Origin of the sequence: Mesorhizobium sp. WSM4989 (assembly GCF_029625795.1) — a bacterium.
GTDB lineage: Bacteria > Pseudomonadota > Alphaproteobacteria > Rhizobiales > Rhizobiaceae > Mesorhizobium.
The window spans coordinates 2583913-2605806 of the sequence record NZ_JARTVN010000001.1; the positions used below are offsets into that span (position 1 = coordinate 2583913).

A 21894-nucleotide genomic window follows, 5' to 3' on the forward strand; every position below is an offset into this window, starting at 1 on the left:
CCATGCCGTGAGGTCGCGCGAAGATCGTTACGGAACAGAATTACTGCACCGTGGCAACGCCTTGATGTAACGGCATGGATTCTTGGGTCTGCGCCGCGTCGCTTCGCTCCTTGCTCCGCCCAAGGATGACGAATGCGCAACCTTCGCCGTCTCGCATTCGTCGAACACCCTCTGATTTCTAGTTATCTACTCGCCCGAAGTCCGGCACGTTGCCGATCACCTCGCGCTTGTCCTTGCCGCAAGCAAAACCCTTCGCCTTTTGGTCGGCGAGCTTGCGGGCCTGATCGTTGGCCTGAGGGTTGCCGGTAGCGAGCACGAGGCCGATTGTGCAGCCCTCATGCTCCTCCGGCTGCGCGACCTTGGCGACGACCAGCACCTCGGTCGGCTTGTTTTCGTTTTCGGGATTGCTGATCTCGCGACGATGAATCACGGCGAAGGGCACCGCCTTGTCGCCATTGGTTTCGATGCGCCACTCGACCTTCGCCCCAGCGGTGTTGAACCCGGAGAAACTCTCCCAGATGGCGGTCATGTCGTCGGAGGGAAAACCGTAGTAGACGGACTCGCGCGCGTCGTCATAGCCGATCAGCACCGGATAGCCGCGATAGCCCGCGCAGGCGAGGTTCGCCCAGTCGCCGTCGCCTTCTTCCGATTGCGCGTAGGTCACGCAGTCCTTCTTCCAGTCGAGGTCGGTATAGTCGCTGGAAATGTCGCCGGCATGGGCCGAGCCACCAAGGATGACAAAGGCAGTAAGAGCAAGCCAGGCGCGCATCCGAAGACCTCCGTTTGGTGCAGCAGCGTAGCGTTAAAACCCGCGTGAGCCTAGGAAGCTGGGTTGGCGCGAAGGGTCAATTGTCTAGGCCACCGACGCCCGGAACTGGGCAGTCGGACGGTGCGGACCACTATTTCTTCAAGCTGGCTTCAATCAGCAGATCGGCGTTGCGGGCGACTGATGCCGCCGGTCCGCCGAGGCCGAACAATTGGCCGCTGATATAGGCGCCCTCGATCAGCAGCAGCAGCCCATCGCCCAGCGTGTCGGAATCAGTCGCACCCATCGCGGCTGCCATGGCGCGCAGGCGCCGGCGCAATTCCTGCTTGTTGTTCTCGCTCACCACCCGCGCGGGATGGCCGTGCTCGGGATATTCGACCGCCGCATTGGTCATGCCGCAGCCGCGATAGTTCGGCCTCTGCGTGCGTTTGCCGACGCGGGTGAGGAATGCGATGATCTGCGCGCGCGGATTGCCAGGATGCGCGTCCACAGCCTCGTCGAACCGCTGCCAGAATTCGAGGTCGTACTTGCGCAGATAGGAAGCGGCGAGTTCGTCCTTGGACGGGAAGGTCCGGTACAGGCTGGGCTTGGTGACGCCGGCGCGCCTGACGATCTCATCGACGCCGATCGCCCGGATGCCTTCGCGATAGAACAGGTCGCGCGCCACGTCGAGGATCTTGTCGGCAGCCTTCGGTGCCGGCGCCGTGCCGGCTCCGCTGATCGACGCTTCAATTTTATTGTCCGATGGCATTCAACAAACTCGCTTGACAATGTTACTGACCGGTACGTATGAATGGAGCCGCTCCATTGCAACGTACCGGTCAGTAACATGATAGCTCATTCCCGTCCCTTTGGCCAGCGCTACGCCTTCGTCGTCGTCGCAGTCATCTTCTTCTGCCTGCTCATCGCCGCCGGGCTTCGTTCCGCGCCGGCGGTCATGATGCTGCCGCTGGAAGAGAGCTTCGGCTGGCGGCGCGATGTCGTCTCGCTTGCCGCTGCTGTCGGCATCTTCCTCTATGGCCTCACCGGGCCGTTTGCCGCGGCGTTGATGGAGCGGATCGGGCTACGCCGCACGCTGCTTGCCGCGCTGCTGATCATGTCGGGTTCCACAGCGCTCAGCCTGCTGATGACCAAGCCGTGGCATCTGCTGATCACATGGGGGGTATTTTCGGGCATCGGCTCGGGCGCGGTCGCGACCGTGCTCGGAGCCACCATCGTCAATCGCTGGTTCAAGACCAATCGCGGCCTGGTGATGGGGCTGATGTCCGCCTCGAGCGCGACCGGCCTGCTGGTGTTCCTGCCGCTGCTCGCCTCGCTGGCTCAGTCGGGAGGTTGGAAGCCGGTCGCCGTTGCCATCGCCATTGCCACGGCGGCTCTCGTGCCGCTGGTCTTTCTGCTGGTGCCGGAGCGCCCGGCTTCCATCGGCCAGGTGCGTTATGGCGCCGATGCCGACGACGTGCCGCCGGTGTCGCCGGCCGCGCAAGGCAATTTCCTGGCGCATACGCTGAACACGTTGCGCCGTGCCGCGGGAACCAGGGTGTTCTGGTACCTGTTCGCCACATTCTTCGTCTGCGGTTTCACCACAAACGGCCTCGTCGGCACGCACCTCATCGCATTTTGCGGCGACATGGGCATCGGCGAGGTGCAGGCAGCCGGGCTGTTGTCGATGATGGGCATCTTCGACCTGATCGGCACGACGCTGTCCGGCTGGCTCACCGACCGTTTCGATCCGCGCAAGCTGCTTGGCGTCTATTATGCCGTGCGCGGCCTGTCGCTGATCTATCTGCCCTATTCCGGCTTCTCGGCCGTCAGCCTGGTCATCTTCGCCGTGCTCTATGGGCTCGACTGGATCGCCACCGTGCCGCCGACGCTCAGGCTCGCCAACGAAGCTTTCGGCGACCGCAGCGGCCCGATCGTGTTCGGCTGGATCGTCGCCGGCCACCAAGTGGGCGCCGCGGCGGCGGCGGCCTTCGGCGGCACGATGCGCGAATTGCAGGGCAATTACGAGCTTGCCTTCCTGATCGCCGGCATGACCGGCATAGCCGCGGCCTGTATTTCGCTCTTGATCAACACGAGCAAGCCGGCTTTTGAGCCGGAACCGCAGGCGGCGTAAGCGCGACTTCCCTTCTCCCGCAAGGGGAGAAGGGGAGAGCTGTGACCTGTTATCAAAATTTCATGGTTCCGATATGCGCCTGAAACATTGAGGCCGGAGGTTGGCGGTCCCGTTCAACGCCATCCGGAGACAGCCATGAACAAGCTCTCGTTAACCCGCCGCCCTTTCGTCACCTCGGCCAGCGCCTTTGGCCTAGTCGGCGCCTCCGGACTCGCGTTGCCTTACTATTCGCGCGCCAATCAGCGCCCGGCCTTCACCCACGGCGTCCAGTCCGGCGATATCGACGCCACCTCCGGCATGGTCTGGACCCGCACCGACCGGCCGGCGCGCGTGATGTACGAAGTGTCGACCACCGAAAGCTTCGTCGACGCCGTCAGGCTGGCGCCGCTCGATACCTCGCCCGCCAGCGACTATACGGTGAAGCGGCTGCTCACCGACCTCGCCGCCGACCAGGACATTTTCTTCCGGATGACGGCCGCCGATCTTTCCGACATCAACGCCATCTCCGAGCCGATCGTCGGCCGTTTCCGCACCGCGCCGGCGTCGAAGCGCGACGTGCGCTTCGCGTGGTCGGGCGACACCGCCGGCCAGGGCTGGGGCATCGACGAGACCGGCATGAAGACCTACTCCACCATCGCCAAGCACACGCCTGACTTCTTCCTCCATTCCGGCGACACGATCTATGCCGACGGCGCCATGAAGGACGAGGTCGACCTGCCCGGCGGCGGCAAGTGGAAGAACGTCGTCATGATCGACGGCAAGCGCAAGGTCGCCGAAACGCTGGACGAATATCGCGACCAGTGGAAGTACAACATGATGGACAAGCACGTGCTCGCGCTTAGCGCCATCTGCCCGACCTTCTACCAGTGGGACGACCACGAGGTGGTGAACAACTGGTCGGATTCGAAGGACCTGACGGCCGACAACCGCTACACGGAAAAATCCATCCATGTGCTGGCGGCCCGAGCGGCGCGCGCCTTCCATGAAATGACGACCATCCGCTACGAGCCTTCGGAACCGGGACGCGTCTATCGCAAGATCGCCCACGGGCCGCTGCTCGACGTGTTCTTCCTCGACATGCGCTCCTACCGCGGCCCGAACGGCCCCGACATGGAGGACACGCTGACGCCGAAGTCGCGCATGCTCGGCGAGCAGCAGACGCAGTGGCTGAAGCGCGAGCTGGCGAATTCCAAGGCGACCTGGAAGATCATCGCCGCCGACATGCCGCTCGGCCTCGTCGTCTGGAACGACGCGGCCAAAAAGGTCGGAGCCGAGGCGGTCAGCAACGGCGACAATGGCGCGCCGAAGGGCCGCGAGCTCGAATTCGCCGACCTGCTGCGCTACATCAAGACCGCCGGGATCACCAACACGGTGTGGCTGACCGCCGACGTCCACTACACGGCGGCGCATTACTACAATCCGGACAAGGCGCAGTTCCAGGATTTCAACCCGTTCTGGGAATTCGTCTCCGGCCCGATCCACGCCGGCACCTTCGGTCCCAACGATCTCGACATGACCTTCGGGCCCGAGCTGAAGTTCATCAAGGCGCCGAGCGCCGAGCAGGGCCAGAACCTGCCGCCATCAGCGGGCCTGCAGTTCTTCGGCCTGGTCGACATTTCCGGCGCCACCGAGCAGCTAACGGTGCGGCTGATGGATCGCGACGACAACCAGCTCTACAAGGTCACGCTCGATCCGGTGCGGTCGGCTTAGGGTCGGCGCCAGGCAACCCTCTCTGTCCTGTCGGACTGTCCGTCACGGCAGAGGAGGGTGTGCCGGAGTGCTACCTTTGTCGATAGCCGTCGCAATATTAATCCGGATAGCAAGTCGCGGGAATGCTCGGCCAGACGGCGGTGTCGCAGTTGGCTGCCTTCTGGCGCTGCTTGAAGGCGGCGCTGACCGGGCCGGTGACGATCGGGTCGACCCCGTCCGGGGCGTCGGCAAACATCTGCTGCGCGGTTTTGGCATCAGGGGGCGAGGGGTCAGCTTCTCTCAGGGCGGCCGCCGACTGCGCGGCGCCAGCCGCAACAAGCACGCCAAGCGCTGCCCACGCGAAAACCGGACGCAATCTGGACATCTGATCGGTCATGAACATGAAATTGCCCGGCCCCTCAAAGGTTCCGCCTTGGTTAACAGAATCATTTCACACCAAGACGTTTAAGAATCAGTGACCATTTATTTGGCGCGGGGCCTCCCCTTTCGCAATTGCGAAAAACCTTGTATGAGCCGCCCAACGAAAAAGGCGGCGCTTTCGGGCCTGCTGCCTGCAACGCTCCCGAGACCAGACAATGAACCTCCGCAATATCGCGATCATCGCGCATGTCGACCATGGGAAAACCACGCTCGTCGACCAACTCCTGAAACAGTCCGGCGCCTTCCGCGAAAACCAGCGCGTCGCCGAGCGCGCCATGGACTCCAACGACCTCGAAAAAGAACGCGGCATCACCATCCTGGCCAAGGCGACCTCGGTCGATTGGAAGGGCACCCGCATCAACATCGTCGACACGCCCGGACACGCCGACTTCGGCGGCGAGGTCGAGCGCATCCTGTCGATGGTGGATTCGGCGATCGTGCTCGTCGACGCCGCCGAAGGGCCGATGCCGCAGACCAAATTCGTCGTCGGCAAGGCGCTGAAGGTAGGTCTGCGGCCGATCGTCGTCATCAACAAGATCGACCGCCCGGACGCCCGTCACATCGAGGTGGTCAACGAGGTGTTCGACCTGTTCGCGGCGCTCGATGCGACCGACGAACAGCTCGACTTCCCGATCCTCTACGGCTCGGGCCGCGACGGCTGGGTGTCGGAAAATCCTGAAGGCCCGAAAGACCAGGGCCTTGCGCCGCTGTTCGATCTCGTCGTCAAGCATGTGCCGGCGCCGACGGTGCATCCCGGTCCGTTCCGCATGATCGGTACGATCCTCGAAGCCAATCCGTTCCTCGGCCGCATCATCACCGGCCGCATCGAGTCCGGTTCGCTGAAGCCCAACCAGGCGGTCAAGGTGCTGCACCATGACGGCACGCAGATCGAGACCGGACGAATCTCGAAAATCCTCGCCTTCCGCGGGCTCGAGCGCCAGCCGATCGAGGAAGCCCAGGCGGGCGACATCGTCGCCATCGCCGGCCTGTCGAAGGGCACCGTCGCCGACACCTTCTGCGATCCGAGCGTGAGCGAGCCGCTGCATGCGCAGCCGATCGACCCGCCGACGGTGACCATGTCCTTCCTGGTCAACGACAGTCCGCTTGCCGGCACCGAGGGCGACAAGGTGACCAGCCGCGTCATTCGCGACCGGCTGCTGCGCGAGGCCGAAGGCAATGTGGCGCTCAAGATCGAGGAATCGCCGGAGAAGGATTCCTTCTTCGTCTCCGGTCGCGGCGAGTTGCAGCTTGCCGTGCTGATCGAGACGATGCGCCGCGAAGGCTTCGAGATCGCCGTGTCGCGCCCGCGGGTCGTCATGCAGAAGGGCGATGACGGCCAGTTGCTGGAGCCGGTCGAGGAAGTCGTCATCGACGTCGACGAGGAGCACGCCGGCGTGGTCGTGCAGAAGATGTCGGAACGCAAGGCCGAGATGGTCGAGCTGCGCCCCTCCGGCGGCAACCGCCAGCGCCTTGTCTTCCATGCGCCGACCCGCGGCCTGATCGGCTACCAGTCGGAGCTGTTGACCGACACGCGCGGCACCGCCGTGATGAACCGGCTGTTTCATGCCTATGAGCCGTACAAGGGCGAGCTGCCCGGCCGCACCAATGGCGTGCTGATCTCCAACGAACAGGGTGAGTCGGTCGCCTATGCGATGTGGAACCTGGAGGACCGCGGCCCGATGATCATCGATCCGGGCGTCAAGGTTTACCAGGGCATGATCATCGGCATCCATTCCCGCGACAACGACCTGGAAGTGAACGTGCTGAAGGGCAAGAAGCTCACCAACATCCGCGCCGCCGGCAAGGACGAGGCGGTGAAGCTGACGCCGCCGGTCCGCATGACGCTGGAACGCGCGCTGGCCTGGATCCAGGACGACGAGCTGGTCGAGGTGACGCCGAAGACCATTCGGCTCAGGAAGCTCTATCTCGACCCGAACGAGCGCAAGCGCTTCGAGAAGTCGGCCAAGGTGATGGGCGCGGCGTAGGGTTTTAGCCCAGGCAGTTACTCAAGGGAGGGGGCATCGCTCCCTCTCTTTTCACTTCATGCACATGCGGCCGAAACGACAGCGTCACGGCCGGTCTCGCCGGAGAGGTCGACGCGTACCACCATGCCGTCGCGCACCGGCCTGCGCAGGGCTTTGGCGCCGCACGGTTCGATGGCGAGCAACCGCCGCGCTTCCCAGGCCTGCAGCCTCGACCGGGAGATGCCGAGCTCGCCGGCGAGCAAGCGGTCAAGCCGCAAGGGCGTTGCGGCATCGAGCCGAAGCTCAAGCCAAAGCGCCGTCGCGCCTTCCGGCCTGCCATCCAGCGCCTCCTTTCGCACCGTGACTTCCGGAGATTCTTCGATCCGCCCGACCCGATTTCTGAGCGCCACGGCATCGAAGCCATAGTGTCGGACCAGCGTCGGATCGTTGCGCTCCAGTGCAGCCATCAGCGCCGGTGCGATGTCGCGACGGTTGCATCGCTCGAAAATGGTTCGGTTCCAGGAATTGTCGCAGTCGGTGCAGCGATAGATCAGCCAGGCATCGATGCGCTTGCCGTTGGCGTTGACGCGGAACTTTCCGCTGCATTGGTAAGGTTTGACGCCGCCGCAGCGATTGCAGTTGATGAGAGGTCGAGGCGCGACTGCGGGCGCGACCACCCAGCGAATGCGCAAAGTTCGAGACATGCCGATAGGCCCTTCCCGTCGGGAAGTCCGTCAGCGCGGCAATGTCCGAGATGCCCATGCGGGCACGGTGTGGCGAAAGGCTGTAGTGGTTGAAAATCAGGCGCCCGCGCGATTGCGCGACGGCGGCTCAGCAATGCCAAACCGGTCTCGCTCCGCCGCCTGAAGAACACATGAAATGAATGCAGGTGCCGCCAAAGCGCGCCTGCGGTGCTTTCGGGAGTAGACGAGACCGGCGGTTACTGAGGCAAAGTGAAACTCGAAATCGGGAAAGGATCGGCTCTTCTAGCCGTGCGACGGCGGGCGGGCAAGAGTATGCCGCCCGCCGTGTTTCACTGTGACGACCTTCGGGCGCTTTGGCGCTACATCATCTCGATGATCGGCGCGACCTCGACGCTGAAGGCCGGGTTCATCAGGATCGGACAATCCCTGGCCTTGGCGACGGCATCGTCGATATCCTTCGCTTCGACGATCGTGTAGCCGGCGGTTGGATTGCTGCCGCCATTGTTCTCGACCGCGCCGCCGGGCAGCACCGTTCTCGACATGCCGACAGGATTGCCGCCGTCGATCACGGCCGAACCCAGCTTGTCGTACCAGCCGGTCCAGGCATCCATCGCGGCTTTGCGCTCGGCCTCGTCGGTCGGCATCTTGCCGGAGCCGTGATAGACATAGAGAAATTTCGCCATGTTCTCCTCCCTTTTCGGCAGCGTCGAGCCGGGATGCGGCAGCGCCGCCTGGCGGTATGCGGCTATGTCGCAATCCGATATGCGGCTACGCCGCAATCCGATATGCGGCTACGCCGCAATCGTTGATATGCGAGCTAGCCGCAATCATCGATATGCGGGCTAACCGCAATCGTTGATCATCGACCCAAACGGCGGGGCGGGCAACGAGAAATTCGACGTTGCTAATGTGAGGCCGGTGAGCCTCACCTTGCCATGGCGTGGTATTCGGGGTTCGGTCGCATGTCGACCGCGGCGGCCACCCGGTTCGACATGTTGAAGAAGGCGGCAGTCGAGGCGATGTCCCAGATGTCGCGATCGCTGAAGCCCACCTGTCGCAACGCGGCGCGGTCGCCCTCGACGATCTTGGCTGGCTCCTCCGTCAGCTTGACCGCGAATTCCAGCATCGCCGTCTCCCTTTCGGGCAAGCCGGCGGCGCGGAAATTCATCACCATCATCTCGCCAAGAGCGGGCTCACCGGAAAGCTGGCGCACCGCCGCGCCATGCGCGGTCAGGCAGTAGTAGCACTGGTTGATCGAGGAAACGGCGACCGCGATCATCTCGCGCTCCAGCTTCGACAGGCCGGACTCGCCCAGCATCAGCTCGTTGTACATGTCGGTGAAGGCGCGCAGCTTCTTCTCGTCGAAGGCGTAGGCCAGAAGCACGTTGGGCACGAGGCCGAGCTTTTCCTCGCATTTGGCGAAATAAGCCTTCGTCGCTTCGCTCAGCTCCGCCCGGGCCAGGTCGAGCGCCGTAATCCTGTCGGTCATATCCGTTCTCCTCGCAGGGTGAGCGTCGGTTCGATTTTCTTAAAGCGTCGTCAAACCTTTGTCGCCAAATAGCGCTCATCTGCTACCATAGACCCAAAAGCATGTGACGGGAGGGACTTCACATCATGGCCAGCCTGAAAACCGCAAGCCAGCCGAAAAAAACCAGTCCGGCAAAAGGAGGCGCGGCAAGGGCAGGCGAAAAGCCCGGCAGGCTCGCCGACTATCTCCTCGCCCGCACGCCGGCCGAAGACATCGCCGCCTATGACGTCGCCGACCTCGAACGCGCCGCCGATCTCGCCGGCCGGGCGGTCGCCAGGCACAGAAAGGGCGATTGCATCATTGCCATAGACGTGGATTCCGGCGTGACGCGCCAGGGCCGGCCGATGACGGTCATCACCGTCGTCAACGACAACATGCCGTTCCTGTTCGATTCCATCCTCGGCGAGATCACCGAGAGCGCCGGCGAGCCGCTTTTGGTCACCCATCCCGTCATCGTCGTCCGGCACGGCAAGAGCGGCATCGAGGAGATCCTCGGAGACGGCGGCTCCGTCAAGGGCGAAACCAGCCATGACCGGCTGAGCGTCGTCCACGTCCATATCGGCCGCCTTTCGGCGGATCAGGCCGAAGCCCTGGCCGGCCGCCTGAAGAAGCTGCTGGACCAGGTGCGCGCCGCCGTCGCCGATTGGAAGCCGATGCTTGCCCGGCTCGATCAGGCCATCTCGGAATTCCGCTACGCGCCGGTGCCGCTCGACAAGGCGCATGTCACCGAGGCGATCGCCTTCCTCGAATGGCTGCGAGACGACAATTTCACCTTCCTCGGCATGCGCGAGTTCAACTACACCGGCGGCGAGAAGAGCGGCATGCTGGAGCGCGCCGACAAACCCGGCCTCGGCATCCTCGCGGATCCCGACGTCCTGGTTCTCAGGCGCGGCACCGAGGCGGTGTCGACAACGCCGGAGATCCGCGCCTTCCTGCATGGGCCGGAACCGCTGATCGTCACCAAGGCCAATGCCAAGTCCCTGGTGCACCGGCGCATCTATCTCGACTATATCGGCGTCAAAACCTACACCGCCAAGGGCGTGCTTTCAGGCGAGCTGCGCATCGTAGGCCTGTTCACCTCGACCGCCTACACGCGTTCGGTGATGAAGATCCCCTATCTGCGCTCGAAGGCCGAGACGGTCATCGCCAAGTCCGGCTTCAATCCACATGACCATTCCGGCAAGGCGCTGATCAACGTGCTGGAGAGCTATCCGCGCGACGAGCTGTTTCAGGTTCCGGTGCCGATCCTCAGGAAGCACGCCGAAGCCATCCTCGGACTGATCGAACGGCCGCGCGTCAGGGCGCTGGTGCGGGTCGATCAGTTCGACCGGTTCGTCTCGATTCTCGTCTTCGTGCCGCGCGACCGCTACGACAGCGTCGTGCGCGAGAAGATCGGCACCTACCTGAAGACAGTATTTCAGGGCCGGCTGTCGGCATATTATCCGGCCTTCCCAGAAGGCGGGCTGGCGCGTGTGCATTTCATCATCGGCCGCTCCGGCGGCAAGACGCCGAAGGTCGAGCCGGCAACGATAGAGGCAGCGATCCGCGACATCGTGCGCACCTGGGACGATGCGCTGCGCGAAGCAGTGTCGGAATCGGGCGCCGATGCAACGCTTACGGCAATTGCCTCGCGCTTTTCGGAAAGCTATCGCGATTCGTTCTCGCCGGCCGTGGCGCTGGCCGATGCAGGACGCATCGCCAGGATCGATGCGGCCAATCCAATCGCCATCGACTATTACCGCCATGCCGACCAGAAGCCGCACCAGGCGGCGCTGAAGATCTATCACCACGGCAGTCCCGTGGCGCTGTCGCGGCGCGTGCCGGTGCTGGAGAATATCGGCTTCCGCGTCATCAGCGAGCGCACCTTCGAGGTTGGCGACGAAGCCTCCGGCATGGTGTTCATCCACGACATGGAGCTGGAGAACAGCTACGGCAAGCCGATCGACCTCGGCGACGGTGCGCTGTTCGAGGATGCCTTCCTGTCGGTCTGGCGCGGCGACGTCGACAATGACGGCTATAACGGCCTTGCCCAGACCGCGGGTCTCTGGTCGGGCGAAATCACGATCCTGCGCGCCTACGGCCGCTATTTGCAGCAGGCCGGTATCCCGCAGAGCCAGGATTTCATCGCCGCCGCGCTCAACCGCTATCCGGAGATCGCGCGCGGCCTGCATCAGCTGTTCGTTGCCCGCCTTGGCCCGACGGCCGAGACCGAGGGCGTGGTCGCCGCCAAGCACCTCAAGGCCAAGATCAAGGACGCGCTGGAAGAGGTGCCCAACATTGATGACGACACCATCATCCGTCGTTATCTCAACCTGATCGAAGCCTCGCTGCGCACCAATCATTTCGTTGCCGATACGAAAGACAAAGGACAGTCGCTGGCGATCAAGCTGGATTCGCAGGCGGTCGACGGGCTGCCGGCGCCCCGCCCCTGGCGCGAGATCTTCGTCTACGGCTCGGAGGTCGAGGGCGTTCATCTGCGCTTCGGCCCGGTGGCGCGCGGCGGCCTGCGCTGGTCTGACCGCGCCCAGGACTACCGCACCGAGGTGCTGGGTCTGGTCAAGGCGCAGCAGGTCAAGAACGCGGTCATCGTGCCGGTCGGCGCGAAGGGCGGCTTCTATCCGAAGAAACTGCCGATGAGCGCCGGCCGCGACGCGATCTTCGAGGCCGGCACTTCGGCCTACAAGAATTTCGTCTCCAGCCTGCTTTCGATCACCGACAATATCGGTGTCGACGGCATCATCCCGCCGGCCGGCGTGGTGCGGCGCGACCAGGATGATCCCTATTTCGTCGTTGCCGCCGACAAGGGCACGGCGACCTTCTCCGATACGGCCAACGCCATTTCGGAGACGCACAATTTCTGGCTGGACGACGCCTTCGCCAGCGGCGGCTCGGCCGGCTACGACCACAAGAAGATGGGCATCACCGCCAAGGGCGCCTGGGAAGCGGTGAAGCGGCATTTCCGCGAGATGAACCGCGACATCCAGACCGAGCCCTTCACGGTCGTCGGCGTCGGCGACATGTCGGGCGACGTGTTTGGCAACGGCATGCTCCTGTCACCGGCAACCAAGCTGATCGCCGCCTTCGACCACCGCGACATCTTCATCGACCCCGACCCGGACATGGCGGCCTCGCTGGCCGAGCGCCAGCGCATGTTCGGACTGCCGCGCTCGTCGTGGCAGGACTATGACAAGTCAAAGCTGTCGGAAGGCGGCGTCATCGTCTCGCGCAGCCTGAAGTCGATAACGCTGCCGCAGGCGGCGGCCGCCGCGATCGGCCTCGCCAAGACCACGGCAACGCCGGTCGAGATCATGAACGCCATCCTCAAGGCGCCCGTCGATCTTTTGTGGTTCGGCGGCATCGGCACCTATGTCCGGGGCTCCGGCGAGACCAATGCCGATGTCGGCGACCGCGCCAACGACGCCATCCGCGTCACCGCGCTCGACGTGCGCGCCAAGGTCATCGGCGAGGGCGCCAATCTTGGCGTCACGCAGCGGGCGCGCATCGAGTTCGGTATGAAGGGCGGCCGCTGCAATTCCGACGCCATCGACAATTCGGGCGGCGTCAACTGCTCGGACGTCGAGGTCAACATCAAGATCGCGCTGGCGTCGGCCATGCGCAAAGGCTCGCTGGCGCGGCCGGCGCGCAACAAGCTGCTTGCCGAGATGACCGACGAGGTGAGCACGCTGGTGCTTTCCAACAACTACCAGCAGACGCTGGCGCTGTCGCTGGCGCGCAAGCGCGGGCTGGCCGACATCGCGCACCAGGCGCGCTTCATGACGGCGCTCGAAGCGCGCGGCCTGCTCGACCGCGCCGTCGAGACGCTGCCTTCGCCGGCGGCGCTTGCCGAGCGCGAGGCTCGCGGCGAGCCGTTGACCAGGGCCGAGCTCGGCGTGCTGCTTGCCTATGCCAAGATCGTGCTCTTCTCCGACATCGTCGCCAGCGACGTGCCGGACGATCCGCATTTCGACCGCGATCTGATGGGCTATTTCCCGGAGCGGATGGCGAAGAAATTCGCCGGCGAGATCCGTGCCCACCGGCTGCGGCGCGAGATCATCGCGCGCGTCGTCGCCAACGATCTCGTCAACCGCGGCGGGCCGTCTTTCGTCAACCGGCTGCAGGAAGCGACGGGCCGCACAGCGGGCGCCGTCGTGCGCACTTTCGCCCTGGTGCGCGACGGTTTCGCGCTGCCTTGGCTCTACAAGGAGATCGATGCCCTCGACAACCAGATCGACGGCCAGACGCAGCTCGATCTCTACCAGGCAGTCAGCCGGCTCATCTTCATGACCAGCGGCTGGTACCTGAAGAACGACCTATCCTCCGCGCCGCTCGGCCAGCGCATCGCCGACTTGCAGGAAGCGCGCAAGTCTTTGGAGCCGAAGCTCATCTCGCTGCTGCCGGCCTTCTCGCGCGAGCGGATCGAGGCGCGGCGCCATGACCTGTTTGAGGGCGGCGCGCCCGACAAACTTGCCGAAAAGCTGGCGCTGGCCGAGGTGAGCGACCTGATCCCGGACATCGCGCTCACCGCACGCACGGCCAATGCCGACATCGTCAGCGCCGCCAGGGCCTTCTTCGCCGTCAGCGACGCTTTTCGCATCCCTCGGGTCGAGGAGGCCGCGCGCTCGATCATGCCGCCGGACTATTACGACCAGCTGGCGCTGTCGCGCGCGACCGACACGATCGGCGCCGCAAGACGCGGCATCGCGGTCGCGGCGCTCACCGCCCACGGCCAGGCGGCGGATCCGGTGGCGGCCTGGCTGGAAGCAGGCGGCGAGCAGGTCGGGCGAATCCGCGAGAGGCTGCAGGCGCTGACCGAAGGCGGCGACATCACCGTGTCTCGGCTGTCGGTGGCGTCCGGCCTGATGAGCGACCTGACGGGGATGTAGGTTTACCCTGCCCCTTGCGGGGAGGTCGCTGCGAAGCAGCGGGGCGGGGCTCGGCGCCACCCCCATCCGGACCTGAGGTCCGATCTCCCCAGAAGGAAGAGGTCGCGGCCGGCGCTCTTGTTCCCGCTGACGCGGAGTGGAAACGCGCAAGCCAATGAGCGGCGGCGCCGTGCTTGTTCATTTGCATCGCCGCCCGAAAACATGCAGACATGCGCGGGGCGCGGGGCAAGCGGACGATGCCGGAGGGGACATGGCCGAAGTAGCAGTGCAGCGGGCAACGGGGCGCGGCATCTGGGGCTGGATGTTCTTCGACTGGGCAGCGCAACCCTTCTTCACCGTCGTCACCACCTTCATCTTCGGGCCATACTTCGTCTCGCGCATGGCGAGCGACCCCACAACCGGGCAGGCTGCCTGGGGCTACGGCATCGCTGCCGCGGGTCTCGTCATCGCGGTGCTTTCGCCGGTGCTCGGCTCGATTGCCGACCAGACCGGGCCGCGCAAGCCATGGATCGCCTCCTTCGCGGCGGTCAAGATCATCAGCCTTACGCTGCTTTGGTTCGCCGCGCCCGGCTCCAGCCTGTTCCTGATCGTGCTGCTCTTCTCGCTCGCCTCTGTGGCCGCGGAATTCTCCACCGTCTTCAACGATTCCATGATGCCGCGCCTAGTGCCCAAGGAGGACATCGGCAAGATCTCCAACATCGCCTGGGGGCTCGGCTATCTCGGCGGCATGGTGGCCTTGATCTTCGTGGTGCTGTTCCTGGCCGGCAATCTGGAAACCGGCAAGACGATCATCGGCCTCGACCCGCTGTTCGGGCTCGATCCTAAGCTCGGCGAGGACGCGCGCTTCACCGGGCCGATGTCGGCCGGATGGTACTTCCTGTTCATCCTGCCGATGTTCATCTTCACGCCGGACGCCATCAAGGGGCTTTCAATGGGCCCGGCGGTGCGGGAGGGCCTGTCGGAATTGAAGTCCACGCTCTTCGAGGTGCGCAAGCGCGTCGGCATCTTCCGCTTCCTCGTCGCCCGCATGATCTATCAGGACGGCGTCAACGCGCTCCTGGCGCTCGGCGGCACCTTTGCCGCCGGCATGTTCAACTGGTCGATCACCGAGATCGGCATGTTCGGCATCATCCTCAACGTCGTCGCGATCTTCGGCTGCTGGATCGCCGCGCGCCTCGACACCGCGCTCGGATCGAAGGCCGTGGTGATGATTGCGCTGATGCTGCTTTTGCTGGCTACGATCGGCGTCGTGTCGACCGGGCCAGGCTTCACGCTGCTCGGCCTAATACAGCTGCCCACCACCGATTCCGGCGGCCTCTTCGGCACCGCGGCCGAAAAGGCCTACATCCTCTACGGCCTGCTGATCGGACTCGCCTTCGGGCCGGTCCAGGCCTCCTCGCGCTCCTACATGGCGCGCAGCGTCACGGCCGCCGAGTCCGGCCGCTATTTCGGCATCTACGCGCTGGCCGGCAGGGCAACGAGCTTCCTGGCGCCGTTCCTGGTGTCGACGATCACGCTGGCCAGCGGCTCGGCACGGCTCGGCATGGCGGTGATCGCGCTGTTCCTCGGCCTCGGCATGGCAATCCTGGTCAGGACGCCATATCCGGCGGACAAGCCGGTGGAATAGCGCTCTCCTTCTCCCCTTGTGGGAGAAGGTGTCGCCGAAGGCGACGGATGAGGGGTGCTGGACGGAATGAGGCGGCGGCAATTTCAAGCGCATTGCCAAGCTGGAACACCCCTCATCCGTCTCGGCGCTAAGCGCCGATCCACCTTCTCCCACAAGGGGAGAAGGGAAGAAGGGCCCTCAATGCCTGAAGTGCCGCACGCCGGTGAACACCATGGCGATGCCGTGCTCGTCGGCGGCGGCGATCACGTCCTCGTCGCGCATCGAGCCGCCGGGCTGGATCACGGCCGTGGCGCCGGCCTCGATGGCCGACAGCAGGCCGTCGGCGAAGGGGAAGAAGGCGTCGGAAGCGACGACCGAACCCCTGGTCAGCGGCTCGGCCAGGCCAGCCGCCTCGGCAGCGTCGAGCGCCTTGCGGGCGGCGATGCGCGAGGAATCGACGCGGCTCATCTGGCCGGCGCCGATGCCGACGGTCGAGCCGTCCTTGACGTAGACGATGGCGTTCGACTTGACGTGCTTGGCGACGCGGAAGGCAAATTTAAGGTCGGCCATCTCGGCCGGAGTCGGCGCGCGTTTCGTCACCACCTTGAGCTCGAGGTCGTCGACCACCGCATTGTCCCGGCTTTGCACCAACAGCCCGCCGGCGACCGATTTGGCGACCGTGCCGGCGGCGCGCGGGTCGGGCAGACCGCCGGTGACCAGAAGGCGCAAGTTCTTCTTCGCCGCTATGATCGCCGCGGCCTCATCGGTGGCATCGGGCGCGATGATGACCTCGGTGAAGGTCTTCACGATCTCTTCCGCTGCCTCGGCGTCGAGGATGCGGTTCATGGCGACGATGCCGCCATAGGCCGAGACCGGATCGCAGGCCAGCGCCTTTGCGTAAGCCGCCTTCAGCGTCGCGCCCTCGGCGACGCCACACGGGTTGGCGTGCTTGATGATGGCTATCGCCGCTGACCGGGTCGGATCGAATTCACCGACCAGCTCGAAGGCGGCGTCGGTATCGTTGATGTTGTTGTAGGAAAGCTGCTTGCCCTGCAGCTGCCTGGCGGTCGCGACGCCCGGGCGCTTGTCGCCGGAGAGATAGAAGCCGGCGCCCTGATGCGGGTTCTCGCCATAGCGCATCACCTGGTCGAGACGGCCGCCGAAGGCCCGCCAGGTCGGATGCTCGATTTCGAGCGTGTCGGCAAACCAGCCGGAGATCGCCGCATCGTAGGTCGCGGTGCGAGCAAAGGCCTTCGCCGCCAGCTTCTTGCGGAAATCGAGCGACAGCGAGCCGAGATTCATCTCGAGCGCGTTGAGCACCGAGGCGTAGTCGGCAGGGTCGGTGACGATGGCGACATAGGCGTGGTTCTTGGCCGAGGCGCGGATCATCGCCGGGCCGCCGATGTCGATGTTTTCCACGATCGAGGCGTAGCCCGCGCCGGAGCGGCGGACCTCCTCGAACGGGTAGAGGTTGGACACGACGAGGTCGATCGGCTGGATGTGGTGGTCGTGCATCGCTTTCGCGTGCTCGGCGTCGTCGCGCACGCCGAGCAGGGCGCCATGCACCGAGGGATGCAAGGTCTTGACGCGACCGTCCATGATCTCGGGAAAGCCGGTCAGCTCCGAAACATCGCGTACGGCCAGGCCGGCCGCGGCGATCTCCTTCGCGGTGCCGCCGGTGGAGACCAGCTCGACGCCGGCGGCGGCAAGGGCTTTGGCAAAGTCGATCAAACCGGTCTTGTCGAAAACGGAAAGCAGCGCGCGGCGAATCGGAACGAGGTCGGGCGCCGGAATGTTCTTGGCGGGGACGGCCATGGCTGGCGGCCTTTCAAGGCTGGTTGGGAACGTTCGCGGGCCGTAGCATATGAGGCTCGGAAATCAAGCGCGCAACTCGGGTTCCTTGGCCGCGAATCAATTGTTCTCGGGATAGCCGGCGACGGCGGCGCGCGTCAGCTGCCAGTGCACCTCGGCGATCTCCGAGGCCTTGAAGGCAAGCACGATCTGCCGGCTGCGGCGCGGTCCGCCGAGCCCGGCGAAATAGATCGATTCCTCGATCTCGGGCGCCACTTCGGCACAAGTGAACACCCAGGTGTCGCCCTGGGCGGCCGCCAGGGTCAGGCGGTCCTGCTCGTCGTGCAGCAGGCCGATGTCGGGATGGATATGGAAGCGCACGGTGACGAAGTCGCGGCCATTGTTGCGGATCGCCGCACCTCCGGGGCGAAGGAAGCGGTCGCGGCCGGTCAGCACATTGCCGTTCTCCGCCAGCTTCACCTCCCGCTCGTGCAGCAAGCCGAAGCGCGCGGCATAGCCGTCGTGGCGCGCGACAAAGCCCTGCACACCCTTCTGGTCGATGCGCTTGCAGGGCACATGCTGCGGGCCGCCGATCAGCGGCGAGCCGAGCAGGTCGCTGACCCGCAACGAGTGACTGAAGCGCGCCGAGGACGTGTCGTTGACGGTGGCTGTCGAATGCGCGGCGGTGGCGCGGGCGAGCGGCCGGAATTCGGCGGCGCCATAGGTATCGATGCCTGCGTTGACGATGAAATGCTGGCGCCCGGAGGAAAGCTCGAAGGCGAGGCAGCCGGCATGCGCCGCGTTGGAGATGTCGACAGGCGGCGGCAGGCCGGTGTCGGCAATCACCGTGACGCCGCCCATCGACAGGCGCTCATAGCCGGAATGGGGCGCGTGCAGCAGCGGCGCGCCGACCGTGTCGTCATGACGCAGGATGGTGGCGATGCGATCGTGGATGGTGGCGCCCATGCCGTTGAAGCGGGCAAGGCTGCCGTCCTGGTGGCGGAAGAAGCGCAGCGCCGGCAGCATGCGGTCGATGGCGTTGATCAGCGCCGGCGGCGGCGCCTCCGCCTGGTTGGCATAGGTCTGGCGCAACGGCAGAAGGTCGGCGAGCAATTCCAGCACCGTCATCGGGTTGCGCGAGATGTGACCGCCGTCCGGCAGGATCTGGTGGTCGAGCTCCTCGGCCAGGTTGCGCGTGGCGGCGCGCAGCGCCGAGGCCGGCGCGGGTAGCGACAGGGTGGAGAAGGCGAGCGCGATGCGAGCGCGCAGCCTGTCCTTGCCGTCCGGCATCTCGCGCGCCATCGATCTGAGATAACGGATCTGCATGGCGAGCGATTTGAGGAAGGCGCGGTAGAACGGGAATTCGGCGCCTTGCAGCACGACCGAGGAATGCTGCAGCCAGGCAATCACCCGCTTGGCTGTCGTGCCAGGCTCCCAGGCGACGCCCGATATCTGGTTGCCGTGCATGACGATCCAGTCCGAGACCAGGGCGCGAGCATTGGCGGCGGCGAGCTCGGTGCCGGCAGCGCGCATATGGCGCAGCCAGCGGAAGCCGTGCAGCGACTTTTGCCAGCCGCGATTGGGCACATTGATCTGGAAAGGCGATTTGCCGCCGGTCTCGACCATGTGGCCGGACAGCGGATAGCGGCCATAGTAGATTTCGAGCGCGATCTGCGGGTCGGCGAGCCTCAGATCCGGCGGCGCGATGAGGACGCGCTCGGGCGTGCGGCCGGAATAACGCCAGCGATAGATAGGGCCGGCACGAAGGCGCCGGCGCGTTTTGCGCCAGAACTCCCTCGCGACAAGCGTCCAAAGACGCGTCGTGCTGCCGGCAGCAAGTGCCAAAACCCCTCCTGATAGTCGTCAGCCCCTAAGCACAAGCTTATATGATTCAAGAACTTATGCGAAGGCGGATTCCACGAAGTGAACCCCTTCACGCGGCCATGACCTGGGCATCGCTAAAAAAGTCGGCAAGATTTATGCAATAACGTCCTAAATCGTCCTTCTCATCCGGGCGGCAAAGAAGCCGTCGAGCCCCGAAACCCCCGGTGAATTCAGCACCAAATCGGCGGGGGTGGTGCGCAGCGTGCCATCGGGCGTGAGGAAGGGATCGAGGCCGGCGAATTCACCCGCTTGGATCGGATCGGCGATCACGCCGCGAGTTCCGGCAAGGAAGACGCGATAAAGCTCCTCGCCCTCGATCGGGTCGAGCGAGCAATTGGAAAAGACGAGCCGTCCGCCCGGTTTGACGAGAGTGGCGGCGTGAGCGAGCAGGCGCCGCTGCAGCGTGGCGAGCTTCTCGACATCGGCCATGGTTTTGGTCCACGGCACGTCGGGATGCCGGCGCACGGTGCCGGTCGAGGAGCAGGGCGCGTCGAGCAGCACGGCGTCGAACGGCTCCGCCGGCCGGTAGTCGAGCAGGTCGGTGTGCGCCAGTTCGGCCGAAAGGCCGAGGCGTTTTAGGTTCTCACCCAGCCTGGCCAGCCGGTTCTTTGAACTGTCGACGGCGGTGACGTTCGCGCCGGCGAGGATCAGCTGGGCCGTCTTGCCGCCGGGCGCGGCGCAAAGATCGGCGATGCGTTGTCCCTCGATGGCGCCGAAAAGGCGCGCGGGCAGGGCTGCCGCCGCATCCTGCACCCACCAGGCGCCGTCGGCGAAGCCGGGCAGATCGGTGACGCCGGTCTGCAGCTTCTCGACGCGCACCGTGCCGGTCGGCAGCACGATGCCGCCCAGCTTCTCCGCCCAGAGCGAAGGGTCGGTTTTAACGGTGAAATCGACTGGAGCCTCATGGCGATGGGCAGCAAGAATGGCCTCCGCCCTGGCGGCGCCATAGGCTGTGGCCAGTCGGTCTGCGAACCACTGGGGCGCCTCGGTCGTCGCGGCGAGCGTCGGCGCCAGCTCGGCGCCCTTGGCACGCGCCAGCGAGCGCAGCACGCCGTTGACGAGACCGGAGAAACGCAGCGTGCGTGGGTCGGACTTGGCGTGGGTGACGGCGAGGTCGACGGCGGCGCTGTCGGGGATGTCGAGAAACAGGATCTGCGCGGCGGCCACGTGCAGGATGTGCGAGAGCACGGTGGCGTTGGCCGGCAACGGCCTTTCCAGACGCCTTGCGAGCAGTCCGGCAATGGTCATGCGGTGGCGCAGCGCCGTGACCAGAATGGCGCGCACCAATGCGCGGTCGCGCTGGTCGAGCGCCTTGTATTGCGGGTGGCCGTGCTCGTTGTCGGTCAGGCCGTCGAGCGGGGTATGGGCATCGATGACGGCGGCAAGCAGGCGGGCGGCCGCCTTGCGCGCCGCGAGGCCGGCGACCGTTTCGCTCGCACTTGCGTCACCTCTGCCTTGGGTTTGCGGTCGGCGCTTCGCTCCGCTCACGACCACGGATCTTTGGATCCTGTGCCGCGGGGGCCGGTCGGGTTGCGACCCCAGGGATTGCGCTTCGGCCGCTCCGGCTCGGCCGGCTGGCTCCATGGTCCTGCCTGCGGCTCGTCCGGCTGGCCTGGCGCAGGGGCTTCGCGCCGCGCGGCTTGGGCGGCACCGCTCATCTCGCGCGCCATCTGCTGCAGGGCGGCGATGCGGTTCTCTGTGCTCGGGTGGGTCGAGAACAGATTGTCCATGCGCTCACCGTGCAACGGATTGATGATGAACAGATGTGCCATCGCCGGATTTCGCTCGGCATCCGGATTGGGAATGCGCTCGGCGCCGCGCGCGATCTTGTCGAGCGCCGAGGCGAGCCACAGCGGATTTCCGCAAATTTCGGCGCCGCGCCGGTCGGCCTCGTATTCGCGGGTGCGGCTCACCGCCATTTGCACGATCATGGCGGCAAAGGGCGCAACGAGCATGGCGACAAGCACGCCGACGAAGCCCAGCGGATTGTTGTTTTCGCGGCTGCCGCCGAAGAAGAAGGCGAAATTGCCGAGCATCGAGATCGCGCCGGCAAGCGTCGCGACAATCGTCATGGTAAGCGTGTCGCGATGCTGCACATGGGCGAGTTCATGCGCCATCACCGCCGCGACCTCTTCGTGGCTGAGCCGCTCCAGCAGGCCGGTCGATGCGGCTACAGCGGCGTTTTCGGGATTGCGGCCAGTGGCGAAGGCGTTCGGCTGCGGACTGTCGATCAGATAGGTCCTCGGCATCGGCAAGCCGGCCTGCTTGGCCAGCGCCTCAACGATCGCATAATATTCGGGAGCGTTCCTCTCGTCGACCTCGATGGCGCGGTTCATCGACAGCACCATCTTGTCGGCATTCCAGTAGCTGAACAGGTTCATGCCGGCGGCTAACAGCAAGGCGATCACCATGCCGCCGGTGCCGCCGATCAGAAAGCCGACGCCCATGAACAGCGCGGTCATCGCAGCAAGGAGCATGGCGGTGCGAAGCGTATTCATCGTCTCTTCCGTCTGGCGTGGTGGCGA

15 protein-coding genes are annotated in these 21894 nt (G+C 65.1%); 5 read left to right on the forward strand and 10 right to left on the reverse strand.

Going from position 1 to position 21894, the window contains the following annotated elements; genetic code table 11:
• Nucleotides 1-178 precede the first annotated feature (178 nt).
• Together P9217_RS12570 and P9217_RS12575 are read right to left on the reverse strand one after the other, a co-directional pair.
• Nucleotides 179-769 (reverse strand): hypothetical protein, encoded by a 591-nt coding sequence (locus P9217_RS12570; RefSeq protein WP_067324919.1) that lies wholly within the window; start codon nt 767-769, stop codon nt 179-181.
• A 130-nt stretch (nt 770-899) separates the two neighbouring features.
• Entirely contained in the window at nt 900-1517 is a 618-nt protein-coding gene (locus tag P9217_RS12575; RefSeq protein WP_278085891.1) for a TetR/AcrR family transcriptional regulator, read from the reverse strand.
• A gap of 78 nt (nt 1518-1595) precedes the next feature.
• Here P9217_RS12575 and P9217_RS12580 point away from each other — a divergent pair, with 78 nt between their 5' ends.
• The gene (locus P9217_RS12580) at nt 1596-2879 is read left to right on the forward strand and encodes an MFS transporter (protein WP_278085890.1); all 1284 of its coding nucleotides are present in this window, start codon (nt 1596-1598) and stop codon (nt 2877-2879) included.
• A 135-nt stretch (nt 2880-3014) separates the two neighbouring features.
• The gene (locus P9217_RS12585) at nt 3015-4589 is read left to right on the forward strand and encodes an alkaline phosphatase (RefSeq protein WP_278085889.1); all 1575 of its coding nucleotides are present in this window, start codon (nt 3015-3017) and stop codon (nt 4587-4589) included.
• Nucleotides 4590-4686: 97 nt separating this feature from the next.
• Here P9217_RS12585 and P9217_RS12590 read toward each other — a convergent pair whose 3' ends face one another.
• Nucleotides 4687-4971 (reverse strand): hypothetical protein, encoded by a 285-nt coding sequence (locus P9217_RS12590; protein WP_245475361.1) that lies wholly within the window; start codon nt 4969-4971, stop codon nt 4687-4689.
• A gap of 193 nt (nt 4972-5164) precedes the next feature.
• Here P9217_RS12590 and typA point away from each other — a divergent pair, with 193 nt between their 5' ends.
• Nucleotides 5165-6994, forward strand: coding sequence for a translational GTPase TypA (gene typA / locus P9217_RS12595; protein WP_067001463.1), 1830 nt, complete (start codon nt 5165-5167; stop codon nt 6992-6994).
• 56 nt (nt 6995-7050) lie between these two features.
• On the opposite strand, the gene P9217_RS12600 is transcribed toward typA, so the two are convergent.
• The 3 genes from P9217_RS12600 to P9217_RS12610 all read right to left on the reverse strand — a co-directional run bounded on the left by P9217_RS12600 (nt 7051) and on the right by P9217_RS12610 (nt 9166).
• Nucleotides 7051-7677 carry a DUF1062 domain-containing protein gene (locus P9217_RS12600; RefSeq protein ID WP_278085888.1) on the reverse strand — a complete coding sequence of 209 codons (627 nt, stop codon included), beginning with the start codon at nt 7675-7677 and terminating at the stop codon, nt 7051-7053.
• A gap of 359 nt (nt 7678-8036) precedes the next feature.
• Nucleotides 8037-8360 carry a YciI family protein gene (locus P9217_RS12605; RefSeq protein ID WP_095799958.1) on the reverse strand — a complete coding sequence of 108 codons (324 nt, stop codon included), beginning with the start codon at nt 8358-8360 and terminating at the stop codon, nt 8037-8039.
• A gap of 242 nt (nt 8361-8602) precedes the next feature.
• Entirely contained in the window at nt 8603-9166 is a 564-nt protein-coding gene (locus P9217_RS12610; protein WP_067001468.1) for a peroxidase-related enzyme, read from the reverse strand.
• A gap of 125 nt (nt 9167-9291) precedes the next feature.
• Here P9217_RS12610 and P9217_RS12615 point away from each other — a divergent pair, with 125 nt between their 5' ends.
• Both P9217_RS12615 and P9217_RS12620 read left to right on the forward strand, forming a co-directional pair.
• Nucleotides 9292-14088 (forward strand): NAD-glutamate dehydrogenase, encoded by a 4797-nt coding sequence (locus P9217_RS12615; RefSeq protein WP_278085887.1) that lies wholly within the window; start codon nt 9292-9294, stop codon nt 14086-14088.
• 250 nt (nt 14089-14338) lie between these two features.
• Nucleotides 14339-15715 (forward strand): MFS transporter, encoded by a 1377-nt coding sequence (locus tag P9217_RS12620; RefSeq protein ID WP_095799959.1) that lies wholly within the window; start codon nt 14339-14341, stop codon nt 15713-15715.
• A gap of 177 nt (nt 15716-15892) precedes the next feature.
• On the opposite strand, the gene purH is transcribed toward P9217_RS12620, so the two are convergent.
• The 4 genes from purH to htpX all read right to left on the reverse strand — a co-directional run bounded on the left by purH (nt 15893) and on the right by htpX (nt 21867).
• On the reverse strand, nt 15893-17509 hold the full coding sequence (gene purH, locus P9217_RS12625) for a bifunctional phosphoribosylaminoimidazolecarboxamide formyltransferase/IMP cyclohydrolase (RefSeq protein ID WP_095799704.1): 1617 nt from the start codon (nt 17507-17509) through the stop codon (nt 15893-15895).
• 96 nt (nt 17510-17605) lie between these two features.
• Nucleotides 17606-19330, reverse strand: coding sequence for a heparinase II/III family protein (locus P9217_RS12630; protein ID WP_095799705.1), 1725 nt, complete (start codon nt 19328-19330; stop codon nt 17606-17608).
• 147 nt (nt 19331-19477) lie between these two features.
• Nucleotides 19478-20863, reverse strand: coding sequence for an RsmB/NOP family class I SAM-dependent RNA methyltransferase (locus P9217_RS12635; protein ID WP_245432964.1), 1386 nt, complete (start codon nt 20861-20863; stop codon nt 19478-19480).
• Nucleotides 20854-21867 (reverse strand): zinc metalloprotease HtpX, encoded by a 1014-nt coding sequence (gene htpX / locus P9217_RS12640; RefSeq protein ID WP_278085886.1) that lies wholly within the window; start codon nt 21865-21867, stop codon nt 20854-20856. The genes P9217_RS12635 and htpX overlap by 10 nt, the downstream gene beginning before the upstream one ends.
• Between the last annotated feature and the right edge of the window lie 27 nt (nt 21868-21894).

Excerpts from the sequence above, each read along its gene's own strand:
- P9217_RS12585 (WP_278085889.1), top strand. The coding sequence starts at position 3,015 with ATGAACAAGCTCTCGTTAACCCGCCGCCCTTTCGTCACCTCGGCCAGC.
- P9217_RS12590 (WP_245475361.1), bottom strand. The coding sequence starts at position 4,971 with ATGTTCATGACCGATCAGATGTCCAGATTGCGTCCGGTTTTCGCGTGG.
- P9217_RS12580 (WP_278085890.1), top strand. The coding sequence starts at position 1,596 with ATGATAGCTCATTCCCGTCCCTTTGGCCAGCGCTACGCCTTCGTCGTC.
- P9217_RS12610 (WP_067001468.1), bottom strand. The coding sequence starts at position 9,166 with ATGACCGACAGGATTACGGCGCTCGACCTGGCCCGGGCGGAGCTGAGC.
- P9217_RS12575 (WP_278085891.1), bottom strand. The coding sequence starts at position 1,517 with ATGCCATCGGACAATAAAATTGAAGCGTCGATCAGCGGAGCCGGCACG.
- P9217_RS12615 (WP_278085887.1), top strand. The coding sequence starts at position 9,292 with ATGGCCAGCCTGAAAACCGCAAGCCAGCCGAAAAAAACCAGTCCGGCA.
- htpX (WP_278085886.1), bottom strand. The coding sequence starts at position 21,867 with ATGAATACGCTTCGCACCGCCATGCTCCTTGCTGCGATGACCGCGCTG.
- purH (WP_095799704.1), bottom strand. The coding sequence starts at position 17,509 with ATGGCCGTCCCCGCCAAGAACATTCCGGCGCCCGACCTCGTTCCGATT.
- typA (WP_067001463.1), top strand. The coding sequence starts at position 5,165 with ATGAACCTCCGCAATATCGCGATCATCGCGCATGTCGACCATGGGAAA.
- P9217_RS12600 (WP_278085888.1), bottom strand. The coding sequence starts at position 7,677 with ATGTCTCGAACTTTGCGCATTCGCTGGGTGGTCGCGCCCGCAGTCGCG.
- P9217_RS12570 (WP_067324919.1), bottom strand. The coding sequence starts at position 769 with ATGCGCGCCTGGCTTGCTCTTACTGCCTTTGTCATCCTTGGTGGCTCG.
- P9217_RS12605 (WP_095799958.1), bottom strand. The coding sequence starts at position 8,360 with ATGGCGAAATTTCTCTATGTCTATCACGGCTCCGGCAAGATGCCGACC.
- P9217_RS12620 (WP_095799959.1), top strand. The coding sequence starts at position 14,339 with ATGGCCGAAGTAGCAGTGCAGCGGGCAACGGGGCGCGGCATCTGGGGC.